Source organism: Pseudomonas sp. GB2N2 (assembly GCF_054897705.1).
Window position 1 is genome coordinate 5,637,915 of record NZ_CM142701.1, and the last position, 26,075, is coordinate 5,663,989.

25 protein-coding genes are annotated in these 26,075 nt (G+C 60.0%); 17 read left to right on the plus strand and 8 right to left on the minus strand.

What is annotated here, in order from left to right; genetic code table 11:
• Positions 1-28: 28 nt before the first annotated feature.
• Positions 29-772 (plus strand): pyridoxine 5'-phosphate synthase, encoded by a 744-nt coding sequence (gene pdxJ / locus ACYZT4_RS26220; protein ID WP_461983908.1) that lies wholly within the window; start codon positions 29-31, stop codon positions 770-772.
• A 126-nt stretch (positions 773-898) separates the two neighbouring features.
• On the opposite strand, the gene mltF is transcribed toward pdxJ, so the two are convergent.
• Complete coding sequence (gene mltF, locus ACYZT4_RS26225) at positions 899-2,359, minus strand: membrane-bound lytic murein transglycosylase MltF (protein WP_461983910.1); 1,461 nt, start codon at positions 2,357-2,359, stop codon at positions 899-901.
• Positions 2,360-2,632: 273 nt separating this feature from the next.
• Here mltF and purL point away from each other — a divergent pair, with 273 nt between their 5' ends.
• Together purL and ACYZT4_RS26235 are read left to right on the plus strand one after the other, a co-directional pair.
• On the plus strand, positions 2,633-6,529 hold the full coding sequence (gene purL / locus ACYZT4_RS26230; protein ID WP_461983912.1) for a phosphoribosylformylglycinamidine synthase: 3,897 nt from the start codon (positions 2,633-2,635) through the stop codon (positions 6,527-6,529).
• Positions 6,530-6,549: 20 nt separating this feature from the next.
• Positions 6,550-6,861 (plus strand): NGG1p interacting factor NIF3, encoded by a 312-nt coding sequence (locus ACYZT4_RS26235; protein ID WP_461983914.1) that lies wholly within the window; start codon positions 6,550-6,552, stop codon positions 6,859-6,861.
• 112 nt (positions 6,862-6,973) lie between these two features.
• Here ACYZT4_RS26235 and ACYZT4_RS26240 read toward each other — a convergent pair whose 3' ends face one another.
• The gene (locus ACYZT4_RS26240; protein WP_461983916.1) at positions 6,974-7,477 is read right to left on the minus strand and encodes a L,D-transpeptidase family protein; all 504 of its coding nucleotides are present in this window, start codon (positions 7,475-7,477) and stop codon (positions 6,974-6,976) included.
• A gap of 63 nt (positions 7,478-7,540) precedes the next feature.
• A complete protein-coding gene (locus ACYZT4_RS26245) occupies positions 7,541-8,092 on the minus strand; it encodes an NUDIX hydrolase (RefSeq protein ID WP_461983917.1) in 552 nt (183 codons plus the stop codon).
• A 146-nt stretch (positions 8,093-8,238) separates the two neighbouring features.
• Here ACYZT4_RS26245 and ACYZT4_RS26250 point away from each other — a divergent pair, with 146 nt between their 5' ends.
• The 4 genes from ACYZT4_RS26250 (at position 8,239) to purT (ending at position 10,957) form a co-directional block, all read left to right on the plus strand.
• Positions 8,239-8,838 (plus strand): CoA pyrophosphatase, encoded by a 600-nt coding sequence (locus ACYZT4_RS26250; RefSeq protein WP_461983919.1) that lies wholly within the window; start codon positions 8,239-8,241, stop codon positions 8,836-8,838.
• A gap of 54 nt (positions 8,839-8,892) precedes the next feature.
• Entirely contained in the window at positions 8,893-9,417 is a 525-nt protein-coding gene (locus ACYZT4_RS26255) for a gamma carbonic anhydrase family protein (RefSeq protein ID WP_461983921.1), read from the plus strand.
• Positions 9,414-9,629: a DUF1289 domain-containing protein gene (locus ACYZT4_RS26260; RefSeq protein WP_461983923.1), complete on the plus strand. Its 216-nt coding sequence runs from the start codon at positions 9,414-9,416 to the stop codon at positions 9,627-9,629. The genes ACYZT4_RS26255 and ACYZT4_RS26260 overlap by 4 nt, the downstream gene beginning before the upstream one ends.
• Before the next feature lie 146 nt (positions 9,630-9,775).
• Complete coding sequence (purT, locus tag ACYZT4_RS26265) at positions 9,776-10,957, plus strand: formate-dependent phosphoribosylglycinamide formyltransferase (protein WP_461983925.1); 1,182 nt, start codon at positions 9,776-9,778, stop codon at positions 10,955-10,957.
• Between the two features lie 105 nt (positions 10,958-11,062).
• Here purT and ACYZT4_RS26270 read toward each other — a convergent pair whose 3' ends face one another.
• From ACYZT4_RS26270 to ACYZT4_RS26280, 3 genes are all read right to left on the minus strand, one after another.
• Positions 11,063-12,379 carry an MFS transporter gene (locus ACYZT4_RS26270; RefSeq protein ID WP_461983927.1) on the minus strand — a complete coding sequence of 439 codons (1,317 nt, stop codon included), beginning with the start codon at positions 12,377-12,379 and terminating at the stop codon, positions 11,063-11,065.
• Positions 12,380-12,481: 102 nt separating this feature from the next.
• Complete coding sequence (locus ACYZT4_RS26275; RefSeq protein WP_461983929.1) at positions 12,482-13,714, minus strand: transporter associated domain-containing protein; 1,233 nt, start codon at positions 13,712-13,714, stop codon at positions 12,482-12,484.
• Positions 13,715-13,726: 12 nt separating this feature from the next.
• Entirely contained in the window at positions 13,727-14,539 is an 813-nt protein-coding gene (locus ACYZT4_RS26280) for a cytochrome C assembly family protein (protein ID WP_461983931.1), read from the minus strand.
• A gap of 195 nt (positions 14,540-14,734) precedes the next feature.
• On the opposite strand from ACYZT4_RS26280, the gene ffh reads away from it, so the two are divergent.
• From ffh to ACYZT4_RS26330, 10 genes are all read left to right on the plus strand, one after another.
• On the plus strand, positions 14,735-16,111 hold the full coding sequence (ffh, locus tag ACYZT4_RS26285; protein ID WP_461983933.1) for a signal recognition particle protein: 1,377 nt from the start codon (positions 14,735-14,737) through the stop codon (positions 16,109-16,111).
• A 250-nt stretch (positions 16,112-16,361) separates the two neighbouring features.
• Positions 16,362-16,613 carry a 30S ribosomal protein S16 gene (rpsP, locus tag ACYZT4_RS26290; protein ID WP_010463010.1) on the plus strand — a complete coding sequence of 84 codons (252 nt, stop codon included), beginning with the start codon at positions 16,362-16,364 and terminating at the stop codon, positions 16,611-16,613.
• A gap of 5 nt (positions 16,614-16,618) precedes the next feature.
• Positions 16,619-17,155: a ribosome maturation factor RimM gene (gene rimM, locus ACYZT4_RS26295; RefSeq protein WP_461983935.1), complete on the plus strand. Its 537-nt coding sequence runs from the start codon at positions 16,619-16,621 to the stop codon at positions 17,153-17,155.
• On the plus strand, positions 17,137-17,910 hold the full coding sequence (gene trmD, locus ACYZT4_RS26300; RefSeq protein ID WP_178111736.1) for a tRNA (guanosine(37)-N1)-methyltransferase TrmD: 774 nt from the start codon (positions 17,137-17,139) through the stop codon (positions 17,908-17,910). Before rimM ends, trmD begins: the two co-directional genes overlap by 19 nt.
• Positions 17,911-17,955: 45 nt before the next feature.
• Positions 17,956-18,306: a 50S ribosomal protein L19 gene (gene rplS / locus ACYZT4_RS26305; RefSeq protein ID WP_063322826.1), complete on the plus strand. Its 351-nt coding sequence runs from the start codon at positions 17,956-17,958 to the stop codon at positions 18,304-18,306.
• Between the two features lie 99 nt (positions 18,307-18,405).
• Positions 18,406-19,302 (plus strand): site-specific tyrosine recombinase XerD, encoded by an 897-nt coding sequence (xerD, locus tag ACYZT4_RS26310; protein ID WP_461983938.1) that lies wholly within the window; start codon positions 18,406-18,408, stop codon positions 19,300-19,302.
• A 177-nt stretch (positions 19,303-19,479) separates the two neighbouring features.
• On the plus strand, positions 19,480-20,211 hold the full coding sequence (gene dsbC, locus ACYZT4_RS26315) for a bifunctional protein-disulfide isomerase/oxidoreductase DsbC (RefSeq protein ID WP_461983939.1): 732 nt from the start codon (positions 19,480-19,482) through the stop codon (positions 20,209-20,211).
• A gap of 133 nt (positions 20,212-20,344) precedes the next feature.
• Positions 20,345-21,649, plus strand: a complete 1,305-nt coding sequence (locus tag ACYZT4_RS26320; RefSeq protein ID WP_461983941.1) for a homoserine dehydrogenase — start codon at positions 20,345-20,347, stop codon at positions 21,647-21,649.
• Positions 21,650-21,752: 103 nt separating this feature from the next.
• On the plus strand, positions 21,753-23,162 hold the full coding sequence (gene thrC, locus ACYZT4_RS26325; RefSeq protein WP_461983943.1) for a threonine synthase: 1,410 nt from the start codon (positions 21,753-21,755) through the stop codon (positions 23,160-23,162).
• A 302-nt stretch (positions 23,163-23,464) separates the two neighbouring features.
• Positions 23,465-23,752 carry a DUF3509 domain-containing protein gene (locus tag ACYZT4_RS26330; protein WP_461983945.1) on the plus strand — a complete coding sequence of 96 codons (288 nt, stop codon included), beginning with the start codon at positions 23,465-23,467 and terminating at the stop codon, positions 23,750-23,752.
• 169 nt (positions 23,753-23,921) lie between these two features.
• On the opposite strand, the gene ACYZT4_RS26335 is transcribed toward ACYZT4_RS26330, so the two are convergent.
• Both ACYZT4_RS26335 and ACYZT4_RS26340 read right to left on the minus strand, forming a co-directional pair.
• Positions 23,922-24,881, minus strand: coding sequence for a TIGR02285 family protein (locus ACYZT4_RS26335; protein WP_461983947.1), 960 nt, complete (start codon positions 24,879-24,881; stop codon positions 23,922-23,924).
• Positions 24,835-26,034, minus strand: a complete 1,200-nt coding sequence (locus ACYZT4_RS26340; RefSeq protein ID WP_461983948.1) for a CaiB/BaiF CoA transferase family protein — start codon at positions 26,032-26,034, stop codon at positions 24,835-24,837. Before ACYZT4_RS26340 ends, ACYZT4_RS26335 begins: the two co-directional genes overlap by 47 nt.
• Positions 26,035-26,075 lie beyond the last annotated feature (41 nt).

The window sequence follows — 26,075 nt, forward strand, 5'->3', positions numbered from 1 at the left end:
GAACTTTCCCAATTTCAGGAGCGCTTCCGTGACCACCAGCAATCGCATTTTTCTTGGCGTGAACATCGACCACGTTGCCACCCTGCGTCAGGCCCGGGGCACGCGCTATCCAGATCCGGTCAAGGCAGCACTGGACGCGGAAGAGGCGGGCGCTGACGGCATCACCGTGCATTTGCGTGAAGACCGTCGGCACATTCAGGAGCGCGACGTGTTGGTGCTCAAGGATGTGCTGCAAACCCGCATGAACTTCGAAATGGGCGTCACCGAAGAGATGATGGCGTTCGCCGAGCGCATTCGTCCGGCACACATTTGCCTGGTCCCGGAAACCCGTCAGGAACTGACCACCGAAGGTGGGTTGGACGTGGCGGGGCAGGAAGCGCGGATCAAGGCTGCGGTGGATCGTCTGGCGAAGATCGGTTGCGAAGTGTCATTGTTCATCGATGCGGACGAACGCCAGATCGAAGCGTCCCGCCGTGTTGGCGCACCGGCGATTGAATTGCACACCGGCCGTTATGCCGATGCTGAAACACCGACAGACGTGGCTGAAGAGTTGAAGCGTGTGGCGGATGGCGTGGCGTTCGGCCTGGCGCAAGGCCTGATCGTCAATGCCGGCCATGGTTTGCACTATCACAACGTTGAAGCCGTCGCGGCGATCAAGGGCATCAACGAACTGAACATCGGCCATGCGCTGGTGGCGCATGCGTTGTTCGTCGGGTTCAAGTCGGCGGTGGCCGAGATGAAGGCACTGATCCTGGCAGCCGCAAAAGCCTAAGCCGATCACAAAACCATAATGTGGGAGCGGGCTTGCTCGCGAAGGCGTCGTGTCAGTCAAAGTTGAAGTCGACTGATACACCGCATTCGCGAGCAAGCCCGCTCCCGCCATTGATTTGGGGTGACCTTAAAGCTGCGGGGTTTCCTGATTCGGCTTGGTCTTGTCGACGCCCGGCACATGCAGATTGCCTTCGGCGACCTGATTGCCCTCGAGCTGCGGTTGCGTCACCCAGGTGAGGATGTCGTAATAGCGCCGGATGTTCGCCACGAAATGCACCGGCTCGCCGCCACGGGCGTAGCCGTAGCGGGTTTTGCTGTACCACTGTTTCTGCGACAGGCGCGGCAGGATCTTCTTTACGTCCAGCCACTTGTCCGGGTTCAACCCTTCCTTGGCCGCCAGTTTGCGCGCGTCATCCAGGTGACCGCTGCCGACGTTGTAAGCCGCCAATGCGAACCAGGTGCGATCCGGTTCCTGGATCGATTCATCCAGCTGATCCTTCATGTATGCCAAGTACTTGGCACCGCCCATGATGCTTTGCTTGGGGTCCAGGCGATTGGACACGCCCATGGCCTGTGCGGTGTTTTGGGTCAGCATCATCAAGCCGCGTACGCCGGTTTTCGAAGTGACCGCAGGTTGCCACAGGGATTCCTGATAACCGATCGCCGCGAGGAGGCGCCAGTCGACCTGTTCTTTCTTGGCATAGGCCTTGAAGTGTTGTTCGTACTTGGGGAGTCGTTGCTGCAAGTGCTGGGCGAAGGTGGTGGCGCCCATGTAGCCGAGGACATCGACGTGCCCGTAATAACGGTCTTTGAGCCGTTGCAGGGTGCCGTTCTTCTTGACCTTGTCGAGGTAGGCGTTGATCTCGTTGAGCAGGCTGTTGTCTTCACCGGCGGCCACCGCCCAGCTCTGATTGCTGGCGTCACCCAAGTCAAAGGCGACCCGGATGTTGCTGAAGTAGACCTGGTTCATCGCCACTTCGTTGGAGTCGACCAGCGTCAGGTCAATCTGGCCTTCATCGACCATGCGCAGCAGATCGACGACTTCAACCGCGTCGGACTCTTCGTATTCAATGCCGGGAAATTTCTGTTTCAGCTCCGCCAGTTGCCCGGCGTGGGTGCTGCCCTTGAGCACCATGATTTTCTTGCCCACCAGATCCTTCGGGTCGGTCGGCCGCGACTGGCCGTTGCGATAGATGATCTGCGGGGTAACGTCGAGGTAGGAATGGGAAAACCGCACCTGCTTCTTGCGGTCCTCGCTGCTGACCAGACCAGCCGCGGCGATCACCGGACCGTTGGGCTTGCCGACCTGATTGAACAGGTCATCAAGGTTGTCAGCTGTTTCGATCTTCAGTTCCACCCCCAGATCTTCGGCGAAACGCTTCACCAGCTCGTATTCGAAGCCGGTTTCACCGTTGCGGTCCTGAAAGTAGGTGGCGGGGCTGTTTCGGGTAACCACCCGCAGCACGCCATCCTCCTTTATGCGCTCCAGTGTGTTGGGTTTATCAACACAGCCACTGAGCATCAGGAAGAGTCCGGTTGCGATCAGCCATTTGGCGTACCGCGGACGCAAAGCCGTTGGGGAAAACATCTGCGCAGTATACGCAAAGGACCACGAGCGCCATATCTCGACAGCGAAGGCCGGGTCTGCTAGGGAGCGGAAAACCCGTCTGGAGCCCGCAGGAATGGGCTCTAACCGCATTTTGTGGGCGGAAAAATAACCGTCGGCGAACGGCTTATTCCTACGCAAATACCCGGCTCGACACCCGGGTACAGCCGCCCGTACCGTTTCGGGTGATGTCGCGGACGGTTTAGGCTAGAATGCAGGGCCTCAAAGCACACCCCTCCCGAGGCTGTCCCGAAGATGTTGATCCTGCGCGGCGCTCCTGCCCTTTCTGCCTTTCGCCACAGCAAACTCCTTGAGCAACTGAGTCAGAAGGTCCCGGCTGTCAGCGGCCTGTATGCTGAATTCGCTCACTTCGCCGAAGTCACCGGCGTCCTGACCGGCGACGAACAGCAGGTGCTCGCGCGCCTTCTGAAGTACGGTCCAAGCGTTCCGGTGCAAGAGCCGACCGGTCGCCTGTTCCTGGTGTTGCCGCGTTTCGGCACCATCTCGCCGTGGTCCAGCAAAGCCAGCGACATCGCTCGCAACTGCGGCCTGAGCAAGGTCCAGCGCCTGGAGCGCGGTATCGCGTTCTACGTGGCCGGCCAGTTCAGCGACGGCGATGCGCAACTGATCGCCGCTGCCTTGCACGACCGCATGACCCAGATCGTCCTCGACAACCTTGAACAGGCCGCCGGCCTGTTCAGCCACGCCGAACCGAAGCCGCTGACCGCGATCGACGTGTTGGGTGGCGGCCGCGCTGCGCTGGAAAAAGCCAACACCGAGCTGGGCCTGGCCCTGGCCGAAGACGAAATCGACTACTTGGTCAACGCCTTCATTGGCTTGAAGCGCAACCCGCACGACATCGAACTGATGATGTTCGCCCAGGCGAACTCCGAGCACTGCCGTCACAAGATTTTCAACGCCAGTTGGGACATCGACGGCCAGAGCCAGGAAAAAAGCCTGTTCGGCATGATCAAGAACACCTACGTGATGCACAGCGAAGGCGTTCTCTCGGCTTATAAGGATAACGCTTCGGTGATCGTCGGCAATGTTGCCGGCCGCTTCTTCCCGGACCCTGAAACCCGCCAGTACGGTGCGGTGCAGGAACCCGTGCACATCCTGATGAAAGTCGAAACTCACAACCACCCCACTGCGATTGCCCCGTTCCCGGGCGCGTCGACCGGTTCCGGTGGCGAGATTCGCGACGAAGGCGCTACCGGTCGTGGTGCCAAGCCAAAGGCTGGCCTGACCGGTTTCACCGTATCCAACCTGCAAATCCCGGGCTTCGAACAGCCGTGGGAAGTGCCGTACGGCAAGCCTGAGCGCATTGTCACGGCGTTGGACATCATGATCGAAGGCCCGCTCGGTGGTGCCGCGTTCAACAACGAATTCGGTCGTCCGGCCCTGACCGGTTATTTCCGTACCTTCGAACAGTCGATCACCACCCCGCGTGGTGAAGAAGTTCGCGGTTACCACAAGCCGATCATGCTCGCGGGCGGCATGGGTAACATCCGTGCCGAACACGTACAGAAAGCCGAAATCACCGTGGGCTCCAAGCTGATCGTGCTCGGTGGGCCGGCGATGTTGATCGGTCTGGGCGGCGGCGCAGCTTCCTCCATGGCCACCGGCACCAGCTCGGCTGACCTGGACTTTGCTTCGGTACAACGCGAAAACCCGGAAATGGAACGTCGCTGCCAGGAAGTCATCGACCGTTGCTGGCAACTGGGCGACAAAAACCCGATCAGCTTCATCCATGACGTCGGCGCGGGCGGTCTGTCGAACGCCTTCCCGGAACTGGTCAACGATGGCAACCGCGGTGGTCGTTTCGAATTGCGCAACATTCCAAACGACGAGCCGGGCATGGCCCCGCACGAAATCTGGAGTAACGAATCCCAGGAACGTTACGTTCTGGCGGTCGGCCCGGCTGACTTCGAACGGTTTCAGGCGATCTGCGAACGCGAGCGCTGCCCGTTCGCCGTGGTCGGCGAAGCTACCGCAGAGCCGCAGCTGACGGTGACCGACAGCCACTTCGGCAACAGCCCGGTGGACATGCCGCTCGAAGTGCTGCTGGGTAAAGCTCCGCGCATGCACCGTTCGGCCGTTCGTGAAAACGAACTGGGCGACGATTTCGATCCGAGCACGCTGGACATTGCCGACTGCGTTGAACGCGTTCTGCATCACCCGGCCGTGGCCAGCAAAAGTTTCCTGATCACCATCGGCGACCGCACCATCACCGGCCTCGTGGCCCGTGATCAGATGGTCGGCCCGTGGCAGGTTCCGGTAGCCGACGTTGCCGTCACCGCTACCAGCTTCGACGTCTACACCGGTGAAGCCATGGCCATGGGCGAGCGCACTCCGCTGGCCCTGCTGGACGCTCCGGCGTCGGGCCGTATGGCCATCGGCGAAACCCTGACCAACATCGCCGCGTCGCGCATCAACAAGATTTCCGACATCAAATTGTCGGCGAACTGGATGTCCGCTGCCGGCCATCCGGGTGAAGATGCGCGCCTGTACGACACGGTGAAAGCGGTCGGCATGGAGCTGTGTCCGGACTTGGGCATCACCATTCCGGTGGGCAAGGACTCGATGTCCATGGCCACGCGCTGGAACGACAACGGCGAAGACAAGACCGTCACCTCGCCAATGTCCCTGATCGTGACCGGTTTCGCGCCAGTGGCTGACATCCGTCAGACCCTGACTCCGGAACTGCGCATGGACAAGGGCACCACCGACCTGATCCTGATCGACCTCGGTCGTGGCCAGAACCGCATGGGCGCGTCCATCCTCGCCCAGGTTCACGGCAAGCTCGGCTCGCAAGCGCCGGACGTCGATGACGCCGAAGACCTGAAAGCCTTCTTCGCGGTGATCCAGGGCCTCAACGCCGACGGTCACCTATTGGCGTACCACGACCGTTCCGACGGTGGCCTGCTGACCAGCGCCGTGGAGATGGCCTTCGCCGGCCATTGCGGCCTGAGCCTGAACCTCGACGGTCTGGCGGAAACCTCGGCCGATATCGCCGCAATCCTGTTCAACGAAGAACTGGGCGCGGTCATCCAGGTTCGTCAGGACGCGACCCCGGACATCCTCGCGCAGTTCAGCGCTGCCGGTCTGGGTGACTGCGTGTCGGTGGTCGGTCAACCGATCAACAACGGCCAGATCAACATCACCTTCAACGGCGAAACCGTGTTCGAAGGCCAGCGTCGTATGCTGCAACGTCAGTGGGCTGAAACCAGCTACCAGATCCAGCGTCTGCGTGATAACGCCGATTGCGCCGAGCAAGAGTTCGACGTGCTGCTGGAAGAAGACAACCCGGGCCTGAACGTCAAACTGAGCTTCGACGTCAACCAGGACGTCGCCGCGCCTTACATCAAGAAAGGCATCCGCCCACAGGTTGCCGTGCTGCGTGAGCAGGGCGTCAACGGTCAGGTGGAAATGGCTGCCGCGTTCGATCGCGCCGGTTTCAATGCGATCGACGTGCACATGAGCGACATTCTGGCCGGCCGTGTCGACCTGAACGAGTTCAAAGGTCTGGTGGCGTGCGGCGGTTTCTCCTACGGCGACGTACTGGGTGCCGGCGAAGGCTGGGCCAAGTCCGCGCTGTTCAACAGCCGTGCCCGCGATGCGTTCCAGGGCTTCTTCGAACGTAACGATAGCTTCACCCTCGGCGTGTGCAACGGTTGCCAGATGATGTCCAACCTGCACGAGCTGATCCCGGGCAGCGAGTTCTGGCCGCACTTCGTGCGCAACCGTTCCGAGCAGTTCGAAGCTCGCGTGGCGATGGTGCAGATCCAGGAATCGAACTCGATCTTCCTGCAGGGCATGGCCGGTTCGCGCATGCCGATCGCCATCGCGCACGGTGAAGGTTACGCCGAGTTCGAAAGCGAGGAGGCGTTGCTCGAAGCCGATCTGTCGGGTTGCGTATCGATGCGTTTCGTCGACAACCACGGCAAGGTCACCGAAGGCTACCCGGCGAACCCGAACGGCTCGCCGCGCGGGATCACCGGGCTGACCAGCCGCGACGGTCGCGTCATGATCATGATGCCGCACCCGGAGCGTGTGTTCCGCGCCGTGCAGAATTCGTGGCGGTCGGAAGACTGGAATGAAGACGCGCCGTGGATGCGTATGTTTCGTAATGCTCGGGTGTGGGTAAACTAAAAGCGGGTGAACCAAGCAGCGTGTATAAGCTTTGCTTTTTTGTTCCGGCCAGCCATGTCGAGTTGGTCAAAAGCGCTGTGTTCGCTGCCGGTGGCGGGCGAATCGGCGCTTATGATCAGTGTTCGTGGCAGGTATTGGGCCTGGGTCAGTTTCGTCCACTGGATGGCAGTCAGCCGTTCATTGGCGAAGCAGGGCAGGTCGAGCAGGTTGAGGAATGGAAGGTTGAGCTGGTGGTGGCGGATGAATTAATGGTGGCCGTCATGGCTGCGTTAAAACTCAGCCACCCGTATGAAACGCCGGCTTATGAGGTATGGCGGCTGGAGGATTTTTGATCTTCCAGGCTGCTGAAATGAAAAAACCCGCTGATTCGTCAGCGGGTTTTTTATTGCCTGTGAGGGAATCATCGCCAGCGATGGCGGCTCATCAGGCGCCAACCCTCTAGAGTTACGGGCGAATCTCGATCATCGTCCCGTCCGGCACCAACCCCCACACTTCGCGCATGTCCATGTTACGCATGGCGATGCAGCCGTCGGTCCAGTCCAGGGTGTGGAACAGGTTCTCCGGGTAGTCATAGGTGTCCGGAGTGCCGTGAATCATGATCATGCCGCCGGGCTCGACGCCCTCGCGCCGTGCGCGTGCGGAGTCGCTGACGTTCGGATAGGAAATGTGCATCGCCAGGTTGAAGCGGTCACTGACCTTGCGCCAATCCACCCAGTAAAAACCTTCGGGCGTACGCTTGTCGCCTTCCATCAGCTTCGCGCCCTTGGGCTGCTTGCCCAGGGAAATACGATAAGTGCGCAGCGGTTTGCCTTCGGCGATCAACTGCAGTTGATGGGCTGATTTGAGTACCAGCACTTTTTCGATGGGTTTGCCGTCCAGAGTGACCACGGTGGACGCCTGGGACACGACAACGAACGACAAGCAGAACAGGGCAAGCAACCAGCGCATTAAAACGATATCCCTAGAGGTGTCGCGACTATCTTAATTATGGATGTAATCATGGATGCTTTTTCAGGTGATGGCAGGCTGGGCCAGCGGTGGAATCGACTCGGACCGCACAGGGTAGACCTCGGTTCGCCGGTCAGCGAAGAAGCATTCTAAGGTACGGCCCACCGTGCGGAAAGCCAGCTCCGACCACGGGATGTCGGCTTCATCGAAAAGTGCCACCTGCAGGCTCTCGGGACCGGCGGAAAAATCCAGGTCCGCCAGTTCGGCACGGAAGAACACATGCACCTGACTGATGTGCGGCACGTCGATCAGCGTATAGATGCTCAGGTTGCGCACCCGCGCGCAAGCTTCTTCAGCCGTCTCGCGAACGGCCGCCTGCTCGATGGTTTCGCCGTTCTCCATGAAGCCGGCCGGCAGGGTCCAGTAACCGAGCCGAGGCTCGATGGCGCGACGGCACAGCAACACTTTCGAGCCCCAGGTCGCCACGCAGCCGGCGACGATATTGGGGTTCTGATAGTGAATCGTCTGACAGCTTTCACAGACAAAACGCAGGCGCGAATCGCCTTCGGGAATACGCTGGGTGACCGGTTTGCCACACTGACTGCAAAATTTCATGCTTGGGTTCCTGAATGCTGCGCCTATCTTGGCGTGCGACGGTGCCAGTCGGCAAGTTGTCGTTTCGCGACACACGGCTGTTCGGGGCTTGGGCGGTCGGTGTGATTGGTGCATGATGCGAGGTAGCGAATAAATCGAGAAGACTCATGCTGGACGAGCTACTGCATCGAGTAAGCAACCACACCCCACGCACACTGGAAACCGACACGCGTTTCCCTGAGGCCGCGGTCCTGGTGCCTATCACTCGCAGTGATGAACCGGAACTGGTTCTGACCCTGCGCGCCAGTGGGCTCTCGACACACGGCGGCGAAGTCGCCTTCCCCGGCGGTCGGCGCGACCCCGAAGACCCGGACCTGATTTTTACGGCGCTGCGCGAGGCCGAAGAAGAAATCGGCCTGCCACCGGGGCTGGTCGAAGTAATCGGCCCGCTGAGCCCACTGATCTCCCTGCACGGGATCAAGGTCACACCTTATGTCGGCGTGATCCCGGATTTCGTCGAGTATCGGGCCAATGATGCCGAGATCGCCGCCGTGTTCAGCGTGCCGCTGGAATTCTTCCGCAAGGACCCGCGCGAACATACCCATCGCATCGATTACCAGGGCCGCAGCTGGTACGTGCCGAGTTATCGTTACGGCGAATACAAGATCTGGGGCCTGACGGCGATCATGATTGTCGAGTTGATCAACCTGCTATACGACGCGAAAATCAGCCTGCATCAGCCTCCCAAGAGTTTTATCAATATCTGAGCCATCGTTCGTTTGGCGTGAAGCCGAGGCTGCCTGATTCGTGAGGATTAAAAGATGAAATACCGCCTGGGCGACGCCCGCGTCGACACCCATCCGCAGAGCTGGGTTGCTCCCAATGCCGTGCTGGTGGGCAAGGTCAAACTGGAAGAGGGCGCCAACGTCTGGTTCAACGCCGTGCTGCGTGGCGACAACGAATTGATCCTGATCGGCAAAAACAGCAACGTTCAGGATGGCACGGTGATGCACACCGACATGGGCTACCCGCTGACCCTCGGCACCGGCGTGACCATCGGCCACAACGCCATGCTCCACGGTTGCACGGTCGGCGATTACAGCCTGATCGGCATCAACGCGGTGATTCTCAACGGCGCGAAAATCGGCAAGCACTGCATCATCGGCGCCAACTCGCTGATCGGCGAGGGTAAGGAGATTCCGGACGGTTCGCTGGTCATGGGCTCGCCGGGTAAAGTGGTGCGCGAATTGACTGAGCAGCAGAAAAACATGCTCGAAGCCAGTGCCGCCCACTATGTGCACAACTCCCAGCGCTATGCCCGTGATCTGGCCGAGCAGGAAAAATGACCACGCCCGAACGCCCGGTCCGCTCGCCCTGCGTGAATATCTGTGCGCTGGACGACGATGACATCTGCACAGGGTGTCAGCGTACGGTGGCGGAGATCACCGGTTGGAGCCGGATGAATAATGACGAACGCCGGACGGTGTTGGGGTTGTGTCATGAGCGGGCAAAATCCAGCGGCCTCCTCTGGATGATCGGCAGCAAATCCAATAATTGAACGCCCCCCTGTAGGAGCGAGCTTGCTTGCGAAAAACCAGAGGACGCCGCGGGGCATCAGGTTCATGTAAAATGCCGCGCTTTCTTTCCATGGGAAGCGCGCGTAGCGTTGCATCCCTCGATGATCCGCTCCTTTGAGGACCTGAGATGACCCGTATCGGAACTCCATTGTCGCCCACCGCGATCCGCGTATTGATGTGTGGCTGTGGCGAGTTGGGCAAGGAAGTGGTGATCGAGCTGCAGCGCCTGGGCGTTGAAGTGATTGCCGTGGATCGTTACGCCAATGCGCCGGCCATGCAGGTGGCGCATCGCAGTCACGTCATCAACATGCTCGACGGCGCGGCCCTGCGTGCGGTGATTGAAGCCGAGAAGCCGCACTTCATCGTGCCGGAAATCGAAGCCATCGCCACCGGGACCCTGGTTGAGCTGGAAGCCGAAGGCTTCACCGTGATCCCGACCGCCCGCGCCGCACTGCTGACCATGAACCGTGAGGGCATCCGTCGCCTGGCCGCTGAAGAGCTGGACCTGCCGACTTCGCCGTATCACTTCGCCGACACCTTCGAGGACTACAGCAAGGCCGTTGAGGACTTGGGTTTCCCGTGCGTGGTCAAGCCGGTCATGAGCTCCTCGGGCAAAGGCCAGAGCCTGCTGCGCAGCGGCGCTGACGTGAAAACTGCGTGGGATTACGCGCAGGAAGGCGGTCGCGCCGGCAAGGGCCGGGTGATCATCGAAGGCTTTATCGACTTCGACTACGAAATCACCTTGCTGACCGTGCGTCACGTCGGTGGCACCACGTTCTGCGCGCCGGTCGGTCACCGTCAGGAAAAGGGCGACTATCAGGAATCCTGGCAGCCACAAGCCATGAGCCCGATTGCCTTGGCTGAATCCGAGCGCGTGGCCAAAGCGGTCACCGAAGCCTTGGGCGGTCGTGGTCTGTTTGGTGTCGAGCTGTTTATCAAAGGCGATCAGGTGTGGTTCAGCGAAGTCTCGCCGCGTCCGCATGATACCGGTCTGGTGACCCTGATTTCTCAGGACCTGTCGCAGTTTGCATTGCACGCACGGGCGATTCTCGGCTTGCCGATTCCATTGATCCGTCAGTTCGGGCCTTCGGCTTCCGCAGTGATTCTGGTGGAAGGGCAGTCTACCCAGACGGCTTTTTCCAATCTGGGCGCTGCATTGAGCGAGCCGGACACGGCGTTGCGTCTGTTCGGCAAGCCTGAAGTGAATGGTCAGCGCCGGATGGGTGTGGCGCTGGCGCGGGATGAGTCGATTGAAGCCGCTCGGGCTAAAGCAACCCGTGCTTCTCAGGCGGTCGTTGTAGAGCTGTAAGCGAGGCGCGGCTATCGCAAGCAGGCTCACTCCCACATTGGACTGCGTTCTCTTTGACGGAGCGCGGTCCCTGGTAGGAGTGAGCCTGCTCGCGATGGCGTCCTGTCAGGCCATCCGATTTAAATCGTTATGCCGCGTCTCCTTCAAGCACAGCACCGCAATCAAACTCAGCACCGCCGCCCCCGACACATACCCGCCGACGTAACTCAAACCGCCCATCGCCACCAGCTTCTGCGCAAAGAACGGCGCCGCCGAGGCTCCGACAATACCGCCCAGGTTGTACGCCGCTGACGCGCCTGTATAACGCACATGCGTCGGAAATAGCTCCGGCAACAGCGCCCCCATCGGCGCGAATGTCACGCCCATCAGAAACAACTCGATGCACAGGAACAGCGCCACGCCCCAGGTCGAACCGTGGGTCAGCAATGGCTCCATCAAGAACCCGGACAGAATCGCCAGCACGCCACCGATGATCAGCACCGGTTTGCGCCCGTAACGGTCGCTGGCCCAGGCCGACAACGGCGTCGCGGCGGCCATGAACAGCACGGCGAAGCACAGCAGCGCGAGGAAGGTTTCGCGGGTGTAGCCGAGCGTCGACACGCCGTAACTCAGCGAAAACACCGTCGAGATGTAAAACAGCGCGTAACACACCACCATCGAGCCGGCACCCAGCAACATCGGCGCCCAGTACTGGCTGAGCAGCTCGACCAGCGGGATCTTCACCCGTTCCTGACGAGCCATGGCGTTGGCGAACACCGGAGTTTCGTGCAGCTTCAGGCGCACGTACAGGCCGACCATCACCAGCACGGCACTGAGCAGGAACGGAATCCGCCAGCCCCACGAGCGGAACTGGTCGTCGTTCAGGGTCATGGCCAGCGTCAGGAACAAACCGTTAGCCGCGAGAAAACCGATCGAAGGGCCGAGCTGCGGGAACATGCCGAACCAGGCGCGCTTGCCTTTGGGCGCATTCTCCGTGGCCAGCAAGGCTGCGCCACCCCATTCGCCACCCAGTCCCAAACCCTGGCCGAAGCGCAGCACGCACAGCAGGATCGGCGCCCAGGCGCCAATGCTGTCATAACCCGGCAACACGCCGATCAGCGTGGTGCACACGCCCATCAGTAGCAAGGAGGCGACCAGCGTCGATTTGCGCCCGACGCGGTCACCAAAGTGGCCGAAGAGTGCCGAGCCCAACGGGCGAGCGAGGAACGCGATGCCGAAGGTGAGAAACGCCGACAGCATCTGCGCGGTGCCGGAGGTCTGCGGGAAGAACACCGGGCCGATCACCAGCGCGGCCGCCGTGGCGTACACGTAGAAGTCGTAGAACTCGATGGCGGTGCCGATGAAGCTCGCGGTCGCCACGCGGGTCGCGGAGTTCGTCGGTGGCGCAGGCGTGGTTTCGGAAAAGGTCGTGCTGGTCGTCATGCGGTTATCCCTGACAGTCATGTGCCCCAGTGGAGCGAATTATTATGGTCGAACACCCAGGGATGTGGGTTTGCTGCGGGGTGCGGGTAGCACCGGGGAGTGTCAGACGGGTGTCGGTAGGGCAGCCGTATGCCAGATCAACACGCGGGTCACGCGGTTGTCTTCGGTTTCCAGAATCTCCAGTCGATAACGCCCGATCTTCAGGCATACCGCGCTGTCCGGAATTGTTTCCAACGCCTCGGTCACCAAGCCGTTAAGGGTTTTCGGGCCGTCGCTGGGCAAGTGCCAGCCAAGGCTTTTGTTCAGTTCGCGAATCGATGCCGCGCCATCGATCACCAGGCGACCGTCGGCCTGCGGGTGGATGTGCGGGTTGCGCAGGCTGTGCTGGCTTTCGAATTCGCCGACGATTTCTTCGAGGATGTCTTCCAGCGTGACGATGCCCAGCACCTCGCCGTACTCATCGACCACCATGCCCAGGCGCCGCTGCTGTTTGTGGAAGTTCAGCAATTGCAGCTGCAGCGGGGTGCTTTCCGGCACGAAGTACGGGTCATGACATGCCGCCAGCAACGCTTCGCGAGTCAGCAGGCCGTCGGGCAGCAGGTGGCGGATCTGCCGGGTGTTCAGCACCGCCTCGACCTGATTGATGTCACTGTGGAAAACCGGCAGGCGCGTGCGCCGGTTGGCCCGCAGTTGCTCGAGAATTTCTTCGATCGAGTCGTCGAGGTTGACCCCGTCGACATCGCTGCGTGTCACCAGAATGTCGTTGACGGTGATGTTGTCCAGCGCATGAATGCCCGACAGCGGGTGCGGGCGACACACCGGTTCCTGATCGTCGTGGCGATCCTTCGGCGGCTCGTCTTCGCTGTGCTGCACCACTTTGGCTTTGCGCGCCATTGGCCGCGTCAGCACTTTACTGATGCCATCGAGCAGCCATGCAGCCGGGTAGATGATTTTCAGCGGAACGCCGAGCAAGGTGTTGCCCAGGGCCAGGATCGCGTCGGGATAACGGGCGGCGAGGGTGCGGGGCAGATAGTCGGCGAATACCAGCAGAATCGCGCCAGCCCCGAGGCAAGCGGCCCAGGGGCCGTTCTCGGCCCAGGTAAAAATCGCCAGCAAGGTGCTGATGACCACCACTAGGGCGCGGCACAAGGTGTTGCAAAAAATCAGGCTGTTGAGCGGAAAACTCAGCTTCGCCACCGATTTGTCGCTTGAACGCGAGGCGGTGCGCTGGGCCAGCAAATGCTGCTGCGCCGCTTCGATGGCGGTAAACAGCCCCGACCATAAAATCAGCAGGGCCAGTACGGCGAGCATCGGCCCTATGGGCAAGTCGTCCATTAATGCCGCCCGTCAGATGTGCAAAATGTATTCACGGACCAGCTTGCTACCGAAATACGCCAGCATCAGCAGGCAGAAACCGGCGAGGGTCCAGCGGATGGCCTTGTGTCCGCGCCAGCCGAGGCGATTGCGGCCCCAGAGCAGCACGCTGAATACAATCCAGGCCAGGCACGCCAGCAGTGTCTTGTGTACCAAGTGCTGGGCAAACAGGTTATCGACGAACAGCCATCCGGAGATCAGCGACAGCGACAACAGTGTCCAGCCGGCCCACAGGAAGCCGAACAGCAGGCTTTCCATGGTTTGCAGTGGCGGGAAATTCTTGATCAGCCCGGACGGGTGCTTGTGCTTGAGCTGATGGTCCTGAACCAGCAGCAGCAACGCCTGGAACACCGCGATGGTGAACATGCCGTAGGCGAGGATCGACAGCAGGATGTGCGCGAGGATGCCCGGCTCTTCGTCGATGATCTGCACCGTGCCGGCCGGGGCGAACTGCGCCAGCAACACAGTGGCGGCGCCGAGCGGGAACAGCAATATAAGCAGGTTCTCCACCGGAATCCGCGAGCAGGCCATCAGGGTCAGGGCGATGACGGCGGCGGCGATCAGGCTGGCGGCACTGAAGAAGTCCAGGCCCAGGCCGATGGGCGTCAACAGATGCGTGAGCAGGCTGGCGCTGTGAGCCAGCACGGCCAGAACGCCGAGCGTGACCAGCAGGCGCTTGTTCGCCTTGGCGCCGGAGGCCAGTCGAGTGCCCTGATAGAGGGTCGCAGCGGCATATAAGCAGGCGGCGGCGAGAGTGGTGAGCAAACTGGGTGACAAGGGGAGCATAAATCCTGTTAGGCAAGCCCGAAAGGCGCTGAGTTTGGCATAGAACCCACACGCCACGAAAGTGCGAGGTGTGCGGCAGGCGCAGTCTTCGCTATAATCCGCGACCTGCCCACGCCGCAGGCTCGCCGAGCACATGTTGATTCGGGTCTGGGCCGCCATTATCCCGGTCTACACAGGGCCTGAAAGGATCGCGCAATGTTTGAAAACTTAACCGACCGTCTCTCGCAGACGCTGCGCCATGTCACCGGCAAGGCCAAGCTGACCGAGGACAACATCAAAGACACTCTGCGCGAAGTGCGCATGGCGTTGCTCGAAGCCGACGTCGCCTTGCCGGTCGTCAAGGATTTCGTCAATTCGGTCAAGGAACGCGCCGTTGGCACCGAGGTGTCGCGCAGCCTGACGCCGGGCCAGGCCTTCGTGAAAATCGTCCAGGCCGAACTCGAAAGCCTGATGGGCGCGGCCAACGAAGACCTGAACCTGAGCGCCGTTCCACCGGCCGTCGTGTTGATGGCCGGTTTGCAGGGCGCCGGTAAAACCACCACTGCCGGCAAACTCGCGCGCTTCCTTAAAGAGCGCAAGAAGAAGTCGGTTATGGTCGTGTCCGCGGACGTTTACCGTCCGGCGGCGATCAAGCAACTGGAAATGCTCGCCGGTGAAGTCGGTGTTACCTTCTTCCCGTCCGACCTGAGCCAGAAGCCGGTCGACATCGCGCAAGCGGCTATTAAAGAAGCGAAACTGAAATTCATCGACGTGGTGATCGTCGATACCGCCGGTCGTCTGCACATCGACGAAGAGATGATGGGCGAGATCAAGGCGCTGCACGCCGCGATCAACCCGGTCGAAACCCTGTTCGTGGTTGACGCCATGACCGGCCAGGATGCCGCCAACACGGCCAAGGCCTTCGGCGACGCACTGCCGCTGACCGGTGTGATTCTGACCAAGGTCGACGGCGACGCCCGTGGCGGTGCTGCGCTGTCAGTACGTGCCATCACCGGCAAGCCGATCAAGTTCATCGGTATGGGCGAGAAGAGCGAAGCGCTCGAACCGTTCCATCCTGAGCGTATTGCCTCGCGCATTCTCGGCATGGGTGACGTGCTCAGCCTGATCGAGCAGGCCGAAGCGACCCTCGACAAGGACAAGGCCGACAAGCTGGCCAAGAAACTGAAGAAGGGCAAAGGGTTCGACCTCGAAGACTTCCGCGATCAACTGCAACAGATGAAGAACATGGGCGGCCTCGGCGGCCTCATGGACAAACTGCCGAACATCGGTGGTGTGAACCTGGCGCAAATGGGCAATGCCCAGGGCGCGGCAGAGAAGCAGTTCAAACAGATGGAAGCCATCATCAATTCCATGACCCCGGCCGAGCGCCGCGACCCTGACCTGATCAGCGGTTCGCGCAAACGCCGGATCTCCATGGGTTCCGGCACTCAGGTGCAGGACATCGGTCGCTTGATCAAGCAACACAAGCAGATGCAGAAAATGATGAAGAAGTTCTCCGCGAAAGGCGGAATGGCCAAGATGATGCGCGGCATGGGCGGTATGTTGCCCGGCGGCGGCATGCCGAAAATGTAAAGTATTCGCGCCGGCAGTCATGTCGGCGCAGCCCCACACGGAAGTGGGATCTCCAGCAAACCCGCACTTGGCGGGAGCTGACTGGCCGTTTTCAACGACGGCTCTATAGCAAATCTGGATGGCGTCCGATAGGCCGCCGGAAAAAGACATTTGCAAAAGTCCGGATATTCCTTAGAATATGCGGCCTTTCGGGCACCTATGCCCGCTGTGCCTTTAGATTTGCTGCACCGACTACAGGAACGATGTTCACATGCTAACAATCCGTCTTGCCCTTGGCGGCTCCAAAAAGCGCCCGTTTTACCACTTGACCGTAACCGACAGCCGCAACCCGCGCGACGGTTCGCACAAGGAACAGGTTGGCTTCTTCAACCCTGTTGCTCGTGGTCAAGAAGTCCGTCTGTCCGTGAACCAAGAGCGCGTAGCCTACTGGCTGAGCGTTGGTGCACAACCTTCTGAGCGTGTTGCTCAGTTGTTGAAGGACGCGTCTAAGGCTGCGGCCTGAGCAATATGAACGCGACGCCAGCGGTTGCTGATGATTTGATCGTTATCGGCAAGATTTACTCTGTTCATGGCGTTCGCGGCGAAGTGAAGGTGTATTCCTTTACTGATCCGACTGAAAACCTGTTGCAGTACAAAACCTGGACGCTCAAGCGCGAAGGCGATGTGAAACAGGTCGAGCTGGTCAGCGGACGTGGGAACGACAAGTTCCTGGTCGCGAAGCTCAAGGGTCTCGATGATCGTGAAGAAGCTCGTCTTCTGGCCGGTTATGAGATCTGCGTGCCGCGCAACCTCTTCCCTGAATTGACCGACGGCGAGTACTACTGGTACCAGCTGGAAGGTTTGAAGGTTATTGATCAACTCGGGCAACTGCTCGGGAAAGTCGATCATCTTCTGGAAACCGGCGCCAATGATGTAATGGTGGTCAAGCCTTGCGCTGACAGCCTGGATGATCGCGAACGCCTGTTGCCCTATACCGAGCAATGCGTGTTGGCCGTCGACCTGGCCGCAGGCGAGATGAAGGTGGAATGGGATGCGGACTTCTAAGCGTGGCTAACTTGCGCGTAGAAGTGATCAGTTTGTTTCCCGAGATGTTCTCCGCCATCAGCGAGTACGGCATCACCAGTCGGGCGGTGAAACAGGGGCTGTTACAGCTCACCTGTTGGAACCCGCGAGACTACACGACGGATCGACATCACACTGTGGACGATCGCCCATTTGGCGGTGGTCCGGGCATGGTGATGAAGATCAAGCCCCTGGAAGATGCATTGGTTCAGGCCAAGGCAGCAGCCGGGGAGGCGGCGAAGGTGATTTACCTGTCCCCCCAAGGCCGTCAGCTGAATCAGTCGGCGGTACGCGAGTTGGCGAATCTGGATGCATTGATCCTGATTGCCGGCCGTTATGAAGGCATTGACGAGCGTTTTATTGAAGCTCATGTCGATGAAGAGTGGTCGATTGGCGACTATGTACTGTCTGGCGGCGAGCTGCCGGCGATGGTCCTGATCGATGCGGTTACACGACTGCTGCCTGGAGCTTTAGGGCATGCGGACTCCGCCGAGGAAGATTCCTTTACGGACGGTCTGCTGGATTGCCCGCACTACACCCGACCGGAGGTGTATGCGGATCAGCGTGTTCCCGACGTGTTGCTTAGTGGCAATCACGCGCATATCCGGCGTTGGCGTTTACAGCAGTCCCTTGGTAGGACCTTTGAACGACGCGCCGATCTTCTGGAAAGCCGCTCGCTTTCTGGAGAAGAGAAGAAGCTGCTCGAGGAATACATCCGCGAGCGGGACGATAGTTAACAACGTATCGATGGTAAGTCCGTTGATTTACCTTAGGAGCACAGCATGACTAACAAAATCATCCTTGCACTCGAAGCAGAGCAGATGACCAAAGAAATCCCTACCTTTGCCCCGGGCGACACTGTTGTCGTTCAGGTGAAAGTGAAGGAAGGCGACCGTTCGCGTCTGCAAGCGTTCGAAGGTGTTGTTATCGCCAAGCGTAACCGCGGCGTAAACAGTGCTTTCACCGTTCGTAAAATCTCCAACGGTGTTGGCGTAGAGCGTACTTTCCAGACCTACAGCCCGCAAATCGACAGCATGGCCGTTAAACGTCGCGGTGACGTACGTAAAGCCAAGCTGTACTACCTGCGTGACCTGTCCGGTAAAGCAGCTCGCATCAAGGAAAAACTGGCTTAAGTCCAGCTTCCGATGCAGAAAAAAGCAGCCTTCGGGCTGCTTTTTTGTTGTCCGCGATTTATCTTCCCTGTCCGTACTGTCGGTCTTGCCTGAGCCTATATGCCTGCCATCGATCACCCACTGATAGACCAGTTTCTCGACGCTCTGTGGCTGGAGAAAGGCCTGTCCGACAACACCCGCGACGCCTACCGCAGTGACCTCGCGTTGTTCAACGGATGGTTGCAGGAGAAGGGACTGGAGTTGATCAACGCCGGGCGCGAATTGATCCTCGATCACCTGGCCTGGCGCCTGGAGCAAAACTACAAGCCCCGTTCCACTGCGCGATTTCTTTCGGGTGTGCGTGGCTTCTATCGCTATTTGCTGCGGGAAAAACTGATCGCGGTCGATCCGACGTTGCGCGTCGATATGCCGCAACTGGGTAGACCATTGCCGAAATCCCTGTCGGAAGCCGACGTGGAAGCGCTGTTGAAGGCGCCGGACCTGAGTGAAGCCATCGGCCAGCGCGATCGCGCCATGCTCGAAGTGCTCTACGCCTGCGGCTTGCGGGTGACGGAGCTGATCAGCCTGACGCTGGAGCAGGTCAACCTGCGCCAGGGCGTGCTGCGGGTGATGGGCAAGGGCAGCAAGGAGCGGCTGGTGCCGATGGGCGAAGAGGCGATCGTCTGGATTGAGCGTTACATGCGCGACGCCCGTGGCGAGCTGCTCGGCGGGCGGCCCAGCGACGTGCTGTTTCCCAGTCTGCGCGGTGAGCAGATGACCCGCCAGACCTTCTGGCACCGCATCAAGCATCAGGCCAAGGTCGCCGGGATCGGCAAGTCCTTGTCGCCGCACACCCTGCGTCATGCCTTCGCCACGCACCTGCTCAACCACGGCGCCGACTTGCGGGTGGTGCAAATGCTGCTCGGCCACAGCGACCTGTCGACCACCCAGATCTACACCCACGTCGCCCGCGCGCGCTTGCAGGACCTGCACGCAAAACACCACCCGCGCGGGTAAATGAAGGGCCCGCTCCCACATTTGAATCCGTGTATGTCCTGTCGTCTTGCGACAGGCGCATTCGGCCACTCAGCCCTTATGTGGTAGGCTTTGCCGGTTTGCACGATGGGCGGTTATGACCCGGTGTTTCGGCACGGGCGTTCTGACCGTCTCATTTGTCCGCCTTCAGGAGTTCACATGCGTCTGACCCAGATTTTCGCCGCCGCAGCCATTGCGTTGGTCAGCACCTTTGCCGTCGCCGATGACGCGGCCGACAAAGCCATTCGTAAGAGCCTGGAATCGCTCCAGCTCGAAGTACCGGTGGAAAGCATTTCCGCCAGCCCGCTGCCGGGCCTGTATGAAGTCAAACTGCAAGGCAGTCGCGTGCTGTATGCCAGCGCCGACGGCCAGTACGTGGTTCAGGGCTACCTGTTCGAGCTCAAGGACGGCAAGCCGGTCAACCTCACCGAAAAAACCGAGCGCCTGGGCGTTTCCAAGCTGGTCAACGCCATTCCGGTCGCGGAAACCGTGGTGTACCCGGCCATCGGCGAAACCAAATCGCACATCACCGTGTTCACCGACACGACCTGCCCGTACTGCCACAAACTGCACGCCGAAGTGCCCGAGCTGAACAAGCGCGGCATCGAAGTGCGTTATGTGGCGTTCCCGCGCCAGGGCCTCGGTTCGCCGGGTGACGAGCAGCTGCAAGCGGTCTGGTGCTCGAAAGACAAGAAAGCGGCGATGGACAAGATGGTCGATGGCAAGGAAATCAAGGCCGCCAAGTGCGATAACCCGGTTTCCAAACAGTTCGCCCTCGGCCAGTCGATTGGCGTAAATGGTACGCCGGCCATCGTTTTGGCCGATGGTCAGGTCATTCCGGGCTACCAGCCTGCGCCACAAGTCGCCAAACTGGCGCTGGGCGCGAAGTAAATTCGCATCGTCACGGCCAGCTTTGACGATCGTGGTCCGGCGGCAACATTTGCCGGGCCATCAATAGAGAGCCGCGAGCACGCGGTTGTTTTCACGGCCGGCCTTGAGTCGGCCGTTTTATGGGGAGTTCACAGTGAAACCGGTCAAAGTAGGCATCTGTGGGTTAGGGACCGTCGGTGGCGGTACCTTCAACGTACTTCAGCGCAACGCCGAGGAAATCGCTCGTCGTGCCGGGCGTGGAATCGAAGTGGCACAAATTGCCACGCGCACGCCAAAGCCTCAGTTCCAAACGACCGGTATTGCGATTACCAGCGATGTCTTCGAAGTGGCCACGAACCCTGAGATCGACATCGTTATAGAGCTGGTGGGCGGCTACACCGTTGCCCGCGAGCTGGTACTCAAGGCCATCGAGAATGGCAAGCATGTGGTCACCGCGAACAAGGCGCTTATCGCCGTTCACGGTAATGAAATTTTCGCCAAGGCTCGCGAGAAGGGCGTGATTGTCGCGTTCGAAGCGGCCGTGGCCGGTGGCATCCCGGTGATCAAGGCGATCCGTGAAGGCCTGTCCGCCAACCGCATCAACTGGGTGGCCGGCATCATCAACGGCACCGGTAACTTCATCCTCACCGAAATGCGTGAGAAGGGCCGCACCTTCGAAGACGTACTCGCCGAGGCGCAAGCCCTGGGTTACGCCGAAGCCGATCCGACCTTCGACGTTGAAGGCATCGACGCGGCCCACAAGCTGACGATCCTCGCGTCCATTGCGTTCGGCATTCCGCTGCAATTCGACAAGGCTTACACCGAAGGCATCACCAAGCTGACCACCGCTGACGTGAACTACGCCGAAGCGCTTGGGTATCGCATCAAGCACCTCGGCGTCGCTCGCAGCACTGCGGCCGGCATCGAACTGCGCGTGCACCCGACGCTGATCCCGGCCGATCGCCTGATTGCCAACGTCAACGGCGTGATGAACGCGGTGATGGTCAACGGTGACGCTGCCGGCTCGACCCTGTTCTACGGCGCTGGCGCCGGCATGGAACCGACCGCTTCGTCGGTGATCGCCGACCTGGTGGACGTGGTTCGCGCCATGACCTCCGATCCGGAAAATCGTGTGCCGCACCTGGCCTTCCAGCCGGATTCGTTGTCGGCTCACCCGATCCTGCCGATCGAAGCCTGCGAAAGCGCGTACTACCTGCGCATTCAGGCCAAGGACCATCCGGGCGTGCTGGCTCAGGTCGCGAGCATCCTGTCGGAGCGCGGCATCAACATCGAATCGATCATGCAGAAAGAAGTCGAAGAGCATGACGGTCTGGTGCCGATGATCCTGCTGACCCACCGTGTGCTGGAACAGCACATGAACGACGCGATTGCGGCGCTGGAAGCTCTGGCAGGCGTGGTGGGTCCGGTCGTACGCATTCGCGTAGAACATCTGAATTAACACAGCGACAAGCGGCAAGCTTCAAGCGGCAAGTTAAAAGCAGATCGGCTTTCACTTGCAGCTTGCAGCTTGCAGCTTGCAGCCAAAACCGAAGGTTGCTCCTATGCGCTATATCAGTACTCGCGGCCAGGCACCGGCCCTGAATTTCGAAGACGTCCTGCTGGCCGGTCTGGCCACTGACGGCGGTTTGTACGTCCCGGAATGCCTGCCGCGTTTCACCCAGGAAGAAATCGCGTCCTGGGCCGGCCTGCCGTATCACGAGCTGGCTTTTCGGGTCATGCGCCCGTTCGTCGCCGGCAGCATTCCCGATGCCGATTTCAAAAAAATTCTTGAAGAAACCTACGCTGTGTTTTCCCACAGCGCCGTGGCGCCGTTGCGTCAGCTGAATGGCAATGAGTGGGTGCTGGAGCTGTTCCACGGCCCGACCCTGGCGTTCAAGGATTTCGCCCTGCAACTGCTCGGTCGTTTGCTCGACTACGTGCTGGAAAAACGCGGTGAGCGCGTGGTAATCGTCGGCGCTACGTCCGGTGATACCGGTTCGGCGGCCATCGAAGGCTGCAAGCACTGTGAAAACGTCGACATCTTCATCCTCCATCCGCACAACCGCGTGTCGGAAGTGCAACGTCGCCAGATGACGACGATCTTCGGCGAGAACATCCACAACATCGCCATCGAGGGCAACTTCGATGACTGCCAGGAAATGGTCAAGGCGAGCTTCGCCGACCAGAGCTTCCTCAAGGGCACGCGGCTGGTTGCGGTGAACTCGATCAACTGGGCGCGGATCATGGCCCAGATCGTTTACTACTTTCACGCATCGCTGCAGTTGGGTGGCCCGGCGCGATCGGTATCGTTCTCGGTGCCGACCGGCAACTTCGGCGACATCTTCGCCGGTTACCTGGCGCGCAACATGGGCCTGCCGATCAACCAGTTGATCGTCGCCACCAACCGCAACGACATCCTGCACCGCTTCATGAGCGGCAATCAGTACGTCAAGGAAACCCTGCACGCCACGCTGTCGCCGTCGATGGACATCATGGTGTCGTCGAACTTCGAACGCCTGCTGTTCGACCTCCATGGTCGCAACGGTGCGGCGATTGCCGGTCTGATGGAATCGTTCAAGCAGGGTGGCGGTTTCAGCGTTGAACAGGAGCGCTGGACTGAGGCCCGCAAACTGTTCGATTCGCTGGCAGTGGATGATGCGCGGACGTGCGAGACCATTGCCGAGGTTTACGAGCAGACCGGCGAATTGCTGGACCCGCACACGGCTATCGGCGTGAAGGCTGCGCGGGAATGCCGTCGTAGCCTGGATATTCCGATGGTGATTCTGGGCACGGCACACCCGGTCAAATTCCCGGACGCGGTGTTGAAGGCGGGTGTGGGCAAGGCGTTGGAGTTGCCGGTGCATCTGGCCGATCTGTTTGAACGCGATGAGCGGTGCACTGTTTTGCCGAATGATCTGAAGGCCGTGCAGGCGTTCGTCAGTCAGCATGGGAATCGTGGGAAGCCGCTGTAACAAAGCGGCGTACACAATTCCCCTGTAGGAGCGAGCTCGCTCGCGATGGACGTCAACGATAACGCGTGCAGTCTGAATGAACGCGGTGCTCAGACGTTTTTCGCGAGCAGGCTCGCTCCTACAGGGATCAGCGTGTGCTTTTGATCATCCGAATACACAAACCTGTCATCTCCCTCCGGCATGCTCTCAACCTGAGACGCCGACGCGTCAGTATCCCGAAATCCAGAACTTTCTACTCGGGCCGGCGGTCACTACTGTAGACAAGCAGGCACTTCGTTTTCGGACTATTGAGTGGTGATCAGATGGAAAGTATCAGCCTATTGCTCGGTGAAGCACTGAGCCCGTATCACGTCACGCTGACCCCATCGGGCACCCACGGCGAATGCCTGGTAACACTGAAGAGCAAGACCGGCGCTATCGTCGTCGAACGCGAGTTCAATCAGGCTCAGCTCAACGACCTGCGCCAGCTCACGGATGTAGTTGACGGCTTACACCGCGATCTGATGATTGCCGAAGGACGCCTGGAGCCCTGTGTTATCGCAGCATTGCGCAATGCGGCGCAGGACAAAATCCTGATAGTGCGAAACTGAATTATTTTTCATGGAACCTTACTGGTCGAAGGTCAGTCAGAGCATGTAACAGCAGGATCAAGCATTGTGCTCCGGTGCTTGTAGTCGTGCTGCCACTGGTCTTTTTGTAGGCCACGTTTAACCCCGAGTTGTCTCCCCACTTCTCGGGGTTTCTTTTGTCTGCGATTTGTCATTCCTGCGCCTGGCGCTCGAAATACGTCCTGGATTCTTCCAGGTAGGCAGCACGACTTTCCGGGTCGAGCCACTCGGCATAGGCCTCGCTCAAGCGCTCATGGGGCAGTTTGCGCAGCAGCTGATTGATCTCGACGATCGCTTGCCGACCCTTGGGCGTATCGGTACAGCCGATGTAGCCGGACAGGTATTTCTCCGCGCCGCGAATCGGATAAAACTGCAATTCCTCCTCCGCGATGCCTTGCTGCTGGGCCTGGTAACGGATTTCCGGCCGGTAACCCAACAGCAGCCGCAAGCGCCCCAGGCGTTGCATTTGCAGCAGACTGCCCAACGCATCGTTGCCGTAGTGCAGGGTCAGCGCGCCGGGCGGTGCCTGTTTGAGCAGTGTGTCGAGGTAGTCGCCGTAATTGCGCTCGGCAACAATGCCCAGCTTCTCGCCACCGTTAGCGAGGAATTCAGCCAGGTCCAGTTCACCGTCCTTGATGAAAGGCGCGAGCGTGTCGCGGTCGACGCGCCGAACGGCTACTCCGTTACTCATCGCCCGAAACACCGGACTGGAAAACGCGATCCAGCGCTCGCGTTCCTTGCTGCGGTTCAGCGCGGCATCGCACGTCAGCGACGGTTCATGGAGCATTTGCAGGGCGCGGGCCCGATTGACCCGCATCAAGGTGTGTTCGAACTGCGGCATGCCGGCGATCAACAACGGCAACAGCTGATCAATGACGCCCTGACCCTTTTTCGGACCGACGAAAATCGTCAGCGGCGGCAGGTCCCGCAACAGCCAGATCATGGTTTCCCTGGGCTGCGCCATTGCTGACGTGGCCGGACCCATGAACAGGAACACCGCCGCAAGCGCATAGAGCAGCCTCGCGCTGGGGTAAGTGGCAAGCGGCGAGAGCAGGCGCTTGAGCCTAGATGGCCCCGTCCTCACGCAGCTTTGCGATCTGTTCCTTGTCATAGCCAAGATCGTGGAGTACCTGCGCATTGTGTTCGCCCAACTGCGGCCCGACCCATTCCGAACTGCCGGGTGTCTCTGAGAGTTTCGGCACGATTCCCGGCATCTTGAAATCTTTGCCGTCTGGCAGCTTGGCCTTGAGGAACATTTCCCGCGCCAGGTACTGCGGATCACTGAACATGTCTTCGGCACTGAAGATCCGGCTGGCGGGAACGTCGCCCCGGTTCAACTGCTCGATGATCGTGTCCAGCGGCAGCGAGTTGACCCAGCGATCGATCACCCCGTAAATCTCGTCGCGACGGCTGTCACGTCCGTCGTTGCTGGCCAGAGCCGGATCGTTGGCGAGGTCTTCGCGGCCGATGATCAACATGAATCGCTTGAAAATCGCGTCGCCATTGGCGCCGATCTGCACATGTTTGCCGTCAGCGCTGGTGTGGATCGAGGAGGGCGTGATGCCCGGCATGATGTTGCCGGTCCGTTCGCGAATGAAGCCGAATACGTCGAACTCCGGCACCATGCTTTCCATCATGGCGAAGATCGCTTCGTACAGCGCCACATCCACCACTTGCCCCAGGCCACCGTTGACCTCGCGATGACGCAGGGCCATCAGCGCGCCGATCACGCCCCACAGCGCGGCTATCGAATCACCGATGGAAATCCCGGTGCGCACCGGCGGTCGGTCCTCAAACCCGGTGATATATCGCAGGCCGCCCATGGACTCGCCGACCGCGCCAAACCCCGGTTGATCCTTCATCGGCCCGGTCTGGCCGAAGCCCGACAGACGCACCATTACCAGTTTCGGGTTCAAGGCGTGCAGGACGTCCCAGCCCAGGCCGAGCTTTTCCAGGACGCCGGGGCGAAAATTCTCGATCAGGATGTCGGCTTCACCGAGCAGCTTTTTCAGGATTGCCAAGCCCTCCGGGTGTTTCAGGTTCAGGGTCAGGGACTTCTTGTTACGTGCCTGAACAAACCACCATAGTGAAGTGCCTTCATACAATTTGCGCCATTTGCGCAAGGGATCGCCGCCGTCGGGGGACTCGATCTTGATCACTTCGGCACCGAATTCGCCGCAAATGCGCGAGGCAAACGGCCCGGCGATCAGCGTGCCCAATTCAATGACTTTCAGACCGGAGAGGGGTTTGGCGGAGAACGGCATGCTGGATCCTGTAGGACGAAGTTTTGACTGATAGAGCGTTT